This is a genomic window from Hahella sp. HN01 (assembly GCF_018986435.1).
Classification (GTDB): domain Bacteria; phylum Pseudomonadota; class Gammaproteobacteria; order Pseudomonadales; family Oleiphilaceae; genus Hahella.
In genome coordinates this window covers 43,588-53,809 of record NZ_JAHMIN010000040.1, presented here as the reverse complement: position 1 = coordinate 53,809, position 10,222 = coordinate 43,588, and the positions used below count along the sequence as shown (strand labels likewise).

The following is a 10,222-nucleotide window of genomic DNA, read 5'->3' as shown; positions in this document are numbered from 1 at the left end:
GCGCCGGCGCCTCTTTGGGCAGCTTCGTCAGCTATACCCTGGAAAAACGCATTCTGGGCAAGAAGGCCAAGTTCGGCGAAGGCGACCCTCGCGGCGTGGCTGCGCCGGAAGCGGGCAACAACGCCGCCGCCAATGGCGCGCTGGTGCCCATGCTGACCCTGGGCGTACCCGGCAGCGGCACCACCGCGGTTCTACTGGCGATGCTGATTTCCATGAACATCACCCCAGGCCCGCTGATGTTCCAGCAGCATGGCGACATTGTCTGGGGCGTTATCGCCGCGCTGTTGATCGGTAACCTGATGCTGCTGTTGCTCAACATTCCGCTGGTCGGCGTGTTTGTGAAACTGCTGTCGGTGCCGCCTAAATACCTGTTGCCGATTGTCACCATGGTCGCTTTTGTAGGCGTCTATTCAATCAGTCACAGCGTGTTTGATCTGTACTTTATGATTTTCTTCGGCGTGCTCGGCTATGTTCTACGCAAGGTCGAGATCCCACTGGTTCCTGTCATTCTTGGAACTTTGCTGGGGCCGGAGATGGAGAAAAACCTGCGTCACGCCATGACGTTGTCGGACGGCGACTGGAGCATCCTTTGGAGCAGCGGTCTGTCCATCACGCTTTGGATTGTCGCTGGAGTGGGTCTAATCGCTCCCTACGTTATCGGGCCGATTCTGCGCAAGCGCATGAAAGGCGTCGATCACGAAGTGGACGAGGCGGTGACCGCCGATTGACCCTTGCGTCCAGGGACGGGCGCGCAACTGAGATTTGATTGTAAGTCTTGGTCCCATTTTCGGGTCGAAAGACCCTTTTTCCTCGGTGTGGAAACTATGCCCGCTCTCCTCCTGTTAAAGTCATAGTTTCCATTGCCTTGGCTGCGCGGCCCCCGATTTTTGCCGTCGCAGCCTTTCTTTACTCTTTTCTTTCTCTTTCTCTTTCTCTTTTCCTATTTCCCTTTGCCCTTATTTTTTCACCTCTCTATCCCTTCACGTCTGCATTTATTTACATTCCTTGTCGCTGATTGAGTGTCCTGATTACGCAGGTTCTGGACGCACGGGTTTGCCCGGTTCCGCCTCGACATTGGCCGTCAGCCGGATGCGCCAGGTTTTGTCGTCGTCCGCCAGTTCGCCATCTTTCAGCGCCGTTGGTTGCGCCACTGGCGCTACGAAACCTTCGGGATCGCATACGCGGACTTCCAGTGTCCAGCACTCTCCCGCAGGGATGGCGTCCACGCGCACGAACTGGGATTTATCCGCCCGCAACAAGCGCGCTTCCGCCTGCAGTTGTAACTGCGAGCCGTGCATGGGCACGATGCTGGGTTTTTCCCACTCGAAATCCCGGGGATTGGCGTTGGCGAAGGGCAGTGGCGCGTACAGACCGGACGACACGATCTGCCATACCGTCACGGGCTTGCGGTTCGATACCGCCTGATCCGCTGGGTTGGCCAGAGTCATGCGCGCCAGGGCGCATAAATGCTGGTCGCCGCCGACGAAAATGACGTTAGCGATCTGCCGCTCGTAGATTAGCCCCATTACCGCCGCCAGGGTATGAGGATAGCCGCACCAGCTGTCGTGGTTGCGCCACAGGTCAGGGTACTGTGTGAGGCGTTTTTCCACTGGCGCAATCACGCTGCCGGAAAAGATAAATTTAGGTCGTTCCGGCGTCAGCCGTTGCGCCTCGGACAGCCAATTGGACAGGGCGGCGAATTGGGGCGCGTCGATCATTTCCGCTTGCGCGCCGACGGCGCCAGCGCTGCGTAGTCGCCGTTCGGTGCGGGTGTCCATGACGAAGATCGGACAGTCGAATTCCCGAGCCGCGCTAACGCCCTGGGGATACCAGAGCGCGGCGTCCGGCTGGCGTCCGCTGCATTGAAAACTGCGGGCGGCGCGCAGGGCGAAGTCAAAGCGTTCGCGCTCCTTCAGGTGAGCGTCCAATTGGGGAGGGCGCCCAGAGCAATCGTCGCTGAACTCATGGTCATCCACCGTGAAGTGAACGGGCGCCAGTTGCAGCAGTTTGCGCATATTGGGCGAGTTGAACGCCTCCCGGTAGCGCGTGATGTAGCGCTCTTTCAGGGCGGTGTTATCGAACGCCTCGGCGGTGGCGTCTGCGTATATCTGATCTCCGATAAAAAAGACGGAATCTGCGCCAGGCAGTTGGGCGTCGCCTCTGACCTGACGTCCCATACCGACGAACGCCTGATCGGCGAGATCCCGTTCCAGCACCGCGCCCGGATAGCGGCAGGAGCCAACCAGAAAGCGCATGGCGGGGCTGACGCCGCGATGCAGGCAAAGCTCGCGCAAACGCCGCAGCCAGCCAGCGGAGGCGGGGATATGCAATGTCTGCGACAGTGCCAGCTGGGTTTCTGGATCAAACTGGCGCTGGGTCAGGCTGAAGCGGATGCGCACCTCACGTTCCTGTCCCGGATCGACTTTCACCGCCACATCCAGCAACAAGTGATGCGGATCATTGGCGGAGCAGAACTGACATTGAATCAACTCCGCGCCTTCCAGCGCCAGACGTCGTGTCGGCGTCGCCTGGGCGTCGGCCAGATCCGCCAGATCGGAAAGCTCCGCCCACAAACGCAGCACCATGCGCGGGCGGCCAATCCCAGCGCTATCCAGCCAGGCGCCGCGGATGATCGGTCCGGCGCTGAACAGGTTGGCGCTTACCGCATGCAAGTCATCCGCGGGGCGATAGCTGTCGAACAGTTGATGGTGAAATTCAATGCGGTCCCCGGCGGAGTGGCGCAGACACCCTACATCTTCGCTGAAAAAGGCGCGCAGACTGGGAAAAGCGTCCTTGTAAGCGTTCTGCGCCAGGATGACATCCATGTGGCCGAAATGTGGTACCCGCTTCAACAGCACAGGCGGCGCGGATGGACTGCCTTTCAGCATTTCACTGAGCCGGATGGCGGAACGGGTGGCGGATTGCGGATTGAATACCTTGCTTTGCTCGCCATGGATGAACAGGGTGGGATAACCCCAGTGTTTGCGCACCGCAGAGGGGGTGAGAAAGGTGTTTTCGCCGTCCCGGGAGGTCACCCGCTGTTGCTGGGCGAAGTAATACAGATGCCGATAGACGGCGCCGGGAGCTTGCCCCAGCATGTCCTGAAAAGCTTTGTGGGTGGCGGGAGAAATCTGATCGTGTCGCCACATGCGGCCGTACAGAAAGCTCATTTTGTCGCAGATGCCCTGGGATATTTCCACGCCGCCATCGGGCGCATGGTCGCTGTGTGTATGCAGCTCGCCGCCGTTGCGCGCTCTGCCTTCTTCCGCCTCCTGCAGCTCGCCCAGGCGTGCGAAAGAGAACGCCAGACGATCGAACATGGAGTCGAAGGCGCTGGGGTCAGGTTGTGGGATGGGGTTGAGCTGAGCGTCATTCACCGAGTCGCGCAGGAAACTGCCTAGCTTGGCGCGGCTGCGATTGACCGGGGAAGGGATGATCCAGGGATGGATTGCATTGAAGGCCACCCGTCCGATAAAGGAATCGGCGGGATCGTCCAGCCAGCCTTTGAGTATGGCCATGGTGGTGGCGGTGGCGCCGACGCAATGGGCGAACAGGTTGATCTTACCCGGATTGACCCGGTGAATATGGCGCACCGCGGCGGGTATATCGTAGCGGGCGATTTCTTCAATACTCCAGCCCTGCAGGGGCGCCGGCGTGGGAAGGGCGTTGCTGAGTCGATAATCCAGCAGCCACACATCGAAGCCGGCCCGCCATAGATAAACCGCCATGTTCTCGGGGATGGCCTCAGAGCAATAAATCAGACTGCCCTGGGCGAGCCCATGAATGAGCAGCACCGGTTGTCCCGGCCGCTGTGTGTTGGTTTGCGGATAGCGGGTCAGAACAATACCGATCTGCACCGAGGAGGCGTCATTCAAGGGGACGCTGAGTTCCGCGCGCTGCGGGCTGATCACCCGGTTATCCGATACGCGTAACGCCCGGGGATGCGGATTGGAAGCGATGGGCTTGTCAGGATAATGGGGCGAGCCAAAATCCCAGAACTGGGTTTGCAGCAAGCAGCGCAGAAACAGCATGCCCAGGCCCGCCGCCGCCATGGCGGACTCCGGCAGATTGGGCGATTTGACCACCTGAGCCAGCCCCCTTTCCGACATGTACTCCATGTCCACGTACAGGGAGCCCGACACAGCGTCGCCATAGCGCTGGTGGGACAGCTCGATGGGAAGATTGGTCAGGGCGCGCCAGAGCCTGGGAACGCCGTTCTTCCAGGCCAGCAGCTTTTCTCCGCGCAGGTGAATGATCTCCCCAGGCATGTTTTTGAAATGAGGCGTGCGCGAGCCGTTGGTATTAGGGGTGAACTGGAAGTTGTAACTCATGCGACGATATTGCGCATGATGCTTGGCGACGGTCCAGAAGCCTTTGATTTGTTTGAACAGCCCTGGCGCCGGCTCCTTCAGCGAAGCGTCTGAATCCCAGCGACTCAGGCGCTGTTTGAGCTGACGCAAGGCGAAGCCGGACAAAGATTGGCGGCGGGTGCGATAAGCGTTGAGGGCCTGCGCGCCGCGCCAGGCGGTGGTCAGCGGACCGGGTTCATCGCAGTGCAGCAGGCGCACTACGCCTTCGCCGACAGCGATGGGAATCGCGCCTTGCAACAGCTCCGGAGGCAGACCGTAAGTGTGCATTTTGGCGGTTTGCTCCGCGCTGAGCGGATTCAGGTACAGCTTCGCCGTCGCTTTCAGCTCCTCTCCGGGTTTCTGCAACCAGTCATGCAGATCTTCTATCTGTGTTTCCACCTTGAAGATCAGGCCCTGATCACCGGTAAGACGCGCAGCGACGCCACTGGCGGGTTGGGCCTCAGTGGGGAGCGCTTCGGCCCACTGTTTGATCCAGCTTTCTATCCAGTCGGGCAGACGAGCGTTGACTTCCTGCGCCTGCAAACGGCCGAACATCTGCTCGCTGATGCTCAGCGTCACTGTGGGGCTGGGCTTGGCCGCCGTGGTAGACGCGGACTGTTTTACTGGAGAGATGGCTTGCGCCAGCTCAGGACTGACCTGTTCCTGCGTTGGCGCAAGCCAGTCATGTTGTTCCTGAATCGCCTCTGCGGCCCGAAGAGACAACGCGGATATGGTCAGGAACGGATTGACCCCCAGAGCGGTCGGCAGGATGGAGCCATCCAGCACATATAGCCCCTCATGCAAAGCGGGTGCGTCCGTATTCCTGGCGCTTGGATCGGCTTTGAAGACCTGGCCGTAATGGTTGACGACCCCGGTGTCGGGACCGTCGCCCATGGCGCAGCCACCCAGCGGGTGCACAGTGATGACGCGACCGCCGGGAAGCTTGCCGCTCATAACGGTAGAGGCGTCATCCGGCAGGGTTTTCCAAAGAGGGTTAGGGACGTACTGGCCGCCGTCGAAGCCTTCTTTTCTGTCCTGGCTGCGCAGCAGGGCGTCAGCCGCGGTCAGGCAGGGGTTCTCCGCCGCCTTGGGCCAATCGACGCGAATGCGGGAGTAGTCTGTGTCAGCCTGTTGTGCGGGGTTATCGCTGGCGCGCAGGGAAAGGCCGCCGGCGGCGCCGTCATCTCCCATGATCAGGAGGATTTGCGATCGGTCCATGGCGTCGTTGTGGTGCGCCAGAGGATCTTTGAATATGCCGTTTTTACTCGCGTTGAGAAACCAGGCGGGCAAGGTCATGTCGGTGAGACGGTTCAGTTGCGCGCCGGTGGTGGCGATTTCGCCGAAAAGGCGCGCCACGCCATAGGGCGCAGAGCCGTCCTCCAAGGTCAAACGTACTTCTGCGCCGGTTTCGGGATGGCGAGCCAGCGGGCGGGATACGCCGGTAATGGTTGGGCCGACGCAGGACTCCTCGCCGGCTTGCAGAGATTCGTCAGGCTTGCCGATCGCCATGACCGGGTTCGCCTGTCCATAGCTCATGGCGAAACCGTCGCCGTTGGTGGAAAAGCGCTTGCCCAGCCTGTCGGAGAGCTGCAAACGGCCGGAATTCTGCGACCGTAACAGAATTTCCGTGCTTCCCAGCGCCCCCGCCGCCAGGATGACGGTGGCGGCTTCAACCCAGAATACCTCGTCGGACAGACTGTTCTTTTCCGTAGCGGTGCGTCGTACCCGCACCCGCCAACGACGCCCGTTTGGCCCGGTCGTATTATCCGTAGCAGAAGAGACAATAGGCTCCAGAGTGAGCACGGTGGCGCCAGTGTAAAATCTGGCCCCACGGGCTTTAGCCAACGGAATGAGGTTCATGGCCAGGGTATTCTTTGCGCCCTGATTGCATCCGGAAACACAGTTGCCGCAGAGATTGCAGCCCGGCTGCTCAACACCGACGGCGTTGGCGCCAGGACGCATGCTGATGGTCAATGGCGCTGTTTCCACTGACGCGTCAATTGCGTTGGCGAGTCTGGTCAGCGCCTGAAACTTGGGGAGACGGCATAGCCTGTCGCGGGCGGTTTGATCCTGATCGCGGACTCCCAGCAAGTGACGCACTCTTTTAAAGTGCGCTTGCAGCAGTCCAGGGTGCTCCCGAAACTCACGCGGCCAGGCGGCCTGCGCCAATGTATCCGCCTCTGGCTCCAGGGCCACGTTGGCGTTGATCAGCGACCCGCCGCCGAGCCCGCAGCCCACCAGCACATCCACCTCTTTACCAATGCGGAAATCATAGAGCGCGTCGGCATAGCCAATCGGGCGGGTGGAGCCGGATTTGAGTAATTGCATATGGCCGGGAATATCCCCCAAGGCTTCCGGGAAATCCCCAGGACGGTATTCCTTGCCCCGTTCCAACACTGTCACTGTCGCGCCACCGGCATTGTCTCCGGAAGACTTGCCCCCCGCCAGTTGCATGGCGGCGATGGAGCCGCCATAGCCGGAGCCGATAATCAATACATCGGTATCGTGGACCCGCGTTTCTGGGAGCGCATCTTTTATCAGGCTTTCGAATGGTTCGGAAAGATGAAAGTGCATGGCCGGAACTCCTTCCCTAGCAAAGGACTTGTTATGAGGTTGATGTCCGTTCGGCGGCGTTTTGACTGCGATGTCCGGGCGCAAGGGAGCGTCGGACTGCGCCGCTCTGGTTCCAGGGTGATGGGCTACGCCAATGCGTTGCACGCATTGTATTGACCGACAACATGTTGACCGACAAGGGGATGGCGTTCGGCTTGTCTGTCGATCGGGTCGTTATTGTTAGAGGACTGCTTGAATCAGAATAGCAATGAAAATTCGGTTTGGTTATTTTTTGAACAAAATACAGGTTGAATACACAGAAAGGAATAAACGAGGGGCCTAAACCTAGGTTTACTTGCAAGCGTCGAAAATTCTGCTGTTAAACTGAAATTGAATCGCCGCGCGGTAATCAAACTCATCTAAGATTAAAAGAGAGCGTGGCGTGACGCTCATCCACCGATGAGAAGCGTTCTCAACCCAGCCCGGAGAGCAAGGTGAGACAAGAGCATAAAGCTAAGGATTCCAGTCGCTTAGGGACGGCGCCGGAGGAGTTTGAGCGCGCCCATCTGATCGAATCCGTCAAAATCCGATGCCAGCAGACGCTTCCTGCAGTGCAGGGCGTGTTTCTTATCATGGCGATCTTTCTATTCATGTTATGGGATCAGGCGCCCCTGTCGCGCATATTGCTGTGGGTGGGCCCTGTCGCGGCGGCGCAAGTTCTGCGCCTGCAGATCAGTCGTCAGATTATGCGCCAGCTGGACAGCATGACCTTTCAGGAGATGCTGCACAGCGACAGACGCTTGTTGCGCAGCAGCCTTTTCAATCAGGCGCTGGTCGGCACGGGCATTTGGACCGTTGGCGCGGTGGAGACGGACAATGTCGCGTTTTTCATGACCCTGGCCATCAGCCTGTACGGAGTGGGGGCCATGGTGAATCTGGCGTCCGATTACCGCTCCTTCCTGTTGTCCATTCCCCTGTTGATGGGGCAGCCGATTCTGTACTGGTCCCTGCAGGGGGTGGACGAACTGCGCATCGCCGCGCCTTTGGCGACCCTGACGCTGTTAATGATCAGTTCGGTGCGCCGCAGCAGCCGCACTTTTGCGGAAAGCGTCGCCATGCGTTTTGAAAAGAGCGCGTTGCTGAACAAAGTCGAGGCGGAGCGCAAAAAAGCCGAAGAGGCGTTGGCGGCGGCGCAGGAAGCGAATAAAGCCAAAACCTATTTCATGGCGGCGGCCAGTCACGATCTGCGCCAGCCCTTATACGCGGTGTCACTGTTGACGGACACGCTGTCGTATCAGCCTTTGGGGGAGACGGCGCAGGAAATCGTCAGCAAACAGCGGCAGGCGATTGAAGTGCTGCGCACGCTGTTCAACAACCTGCTGGACCTGTCGCGCTTCGAAGCCGGCAAGTTTCAACCCAATATGAAGGCGCTGTCGCTGGAGGAAGTCATGCGGCCTCTGGAGGCGGAATTTCAGCCATTGTGTCAGGCTAAAGGTCTGGCCTGGCGCTGCAGTTATACGCGGGTCAGTCTCTATTCCGATCTGGAGCTGCTGAGCCGACTGCTCAATAACCTGATTTCCAACGCCATCCGTTACACCCACAAAGGCGAAGTCAGCGTGGATGCGGCGGTGGATGGACGTCGAGTGACGTTCACTATCAGCGACACGGGACCGGGAATTGAGCGTGACGACCAGGTGCGCATCTTTGAAGACTTTGTGCAGCTCAATAATCCCAGCCGCAATCGGGACAAGGGCATCGGTATGGGGTTGGCCATCGTACGCCGCATCAATGAAATTCTTGATGCGGGGTTGACTGTGCAGTCTTCGCCGGGCAAGGGCTCGCGCTTTTCCTTTTACGCGCCCCTGGCGGAATATGCCTGTATCGCGCCCAGCCTTCGCGACATAGAGGCCCCGGACAATGCCTTCATTGATCTTAATGTCTGGCTGGTGGAGGACGATCCATTGGTGAGGTCGGCGCTCTCTTTTCAATTCGACGCCTGGGGATGCCGCTACGAAATCGTCGCCAACAAGGACGAACTGCTGGCGCTGCGCCATCGCAGCCAGGGCTGGCCGGACGCGCTGATACTCGACGACATGCTGGACAAAGGCGAGGATGGGCTGGATATCGCCGATAGTCTGTCCCTGCAGATGCCGAAGGAAAAGATGCTGCTGGTGTCCGGCAATGTGCAGCCTGAGCGAGTAAGAGAACTACAGGAAAGTGGGTTCAGCTTTCTCACCAAACCCATCTCTTCACATCAATTGCAAACCTGGATAGAGTCCGTCGCGCCCCACTAGGCATCCCACTAGGCGCCCCACTGGGCGCCCCATCAAGGGCGACTGAGCGCTTTAGATGACGCCCAGCTGCCTCGCCTTCAGAATCGCCTGCGCCCGATTACGCACCCCCAACGCTCTGAATATGGTGTTCATATGGGTTTTCACCGTGCCTTCCGCCATATCCAGACGCGCGGCGATCACCTTGTTGGGCATGCCTTCCAGCAAATAGTGAAACACCTGCTCCTGGCGGGGGGAGAAATAGGGGCGGGACTCGACGGCGGTATTGCCGATGGCCACGGTTCCCGCCGCTGGTTCAAAACCCAACATGCGGATCGCGTGGGGCGGGATGTAGCAACTGCCGGCGAGTACGACTTTGACTGCGCTCACCACCACTTCCACAGGCGAGTTCTTTGGCACGTAGCCGCGTACGCCATACTCAAACGCCTTGGCGATGGTGTCGGTGGAGTCATCGCCGGAGAAGATGATGATGGGAACGTCGGGATAGGTTTCCCGCAAGGTCATCATGGCGTGTATGCCCTCGGCGTCGGACAAGTGCAGATCAAGCAACACCAGGCTGAATTCCACATTGTTAGCCAGTTTTTCCTTGGCTTCCGCCAATGTGTTGGCCTTGTCGATCCAGTTACACAGCTTCAACGCCAGCAACGAAGTGGAGAGTGCGTCAATCACTATCGGGTGGTCATCGACCAGAAGGGCGCGAACGTCAGCGCAATGAGTGCTTTCCATGTTTTTCCCCTTGGCAAAATCGCGTATACGCCTTGATTTCCAGTGTAGTAATGCTGGCCCAGCGCAACAATAAAATCGACATTTCTTTGGCCCTAAACTTTGGTTTAGGCGGGACTGTGGATAGTCGGAGGGGAGTGGGAGGCGTATAACTGAAGCTGAGACAGGAGATACGACGGGTGGGGACTGACAGTCATCTCTCTGAGAAGAAGCTAGGGCGCGATGGTTATCCACCGCGCCCGTTTTTTTGACGCCCCCGTTTCGATCACATGATCAGTGCGAGCGGCGTCGAGTTTCGCTGTACGG

At 59.0% G+C, this 10,222-nt stretch carries 4 protein-coding genes; 2 read left to right on the top strand and 2 right to left on the bottom strand.

Features of this window, described 5'->3' with window-relative positions; genetic code table 11:
• On the top strand, window positions 1-728 hold a 728-nt coding region (locus tag KP814_RS27355; protein ID WP_216739762.1), incomplete at its 5' end, for a tripartite tricarboxylate transporter permease.
• Window positions 729-1,028: 300 nt separating this feature from the next.
• Here the strand turns inward: KP814_RS27355 and KP814_RS27350 are convergent.
• Window positions 1,029-6,923: an alpha/beta fold hydrolase gene (locus tag KP814_RS27350; protein ID WP_216739761.1), complete on the bottom strand. Its 5,895-nt coding sequence runs from the start codon at window positions 6,921-6,923 to the stop codon at window positions 1,029-1,031.
• A 473-nt stretch (window positions 6,924-7,396) separates the two neighbouring features.
• Between KP814_RS27350 and KP814_RS33505 the strand changes: the two genes are divergently transcribed.
• Entirely contained in the window at window positions 7,397-9,196 is a 1,800-nt protein-coding gene (locus KP814_RS33505) for a hybrid sensor histidine kinase/response regulator (RefSeq protein ID WP_216739760.1), read from the top strand.
• 51 nt (window positions 9,197-9,247) lie between these two features.
• Here KP814_RS33505 and KP814_RS27340 read toward each other — a convergent pair whose 3' ends face one another.
• Window positions 9,248-9,919 carry a response regulator transcription factor gene (locus KP814_RS27340; protein ID WP_216739759.1) on the bottom strand — a complete coding sequence of 224 codons (672 nt, stop codon included), beginning with the start codon at window positions 9,917-9,919 and terminating at the stop codon, window positions 9,248-9,250.
• Window positions 9,920-10,222 lie beyond the last annotated feature (303 nt).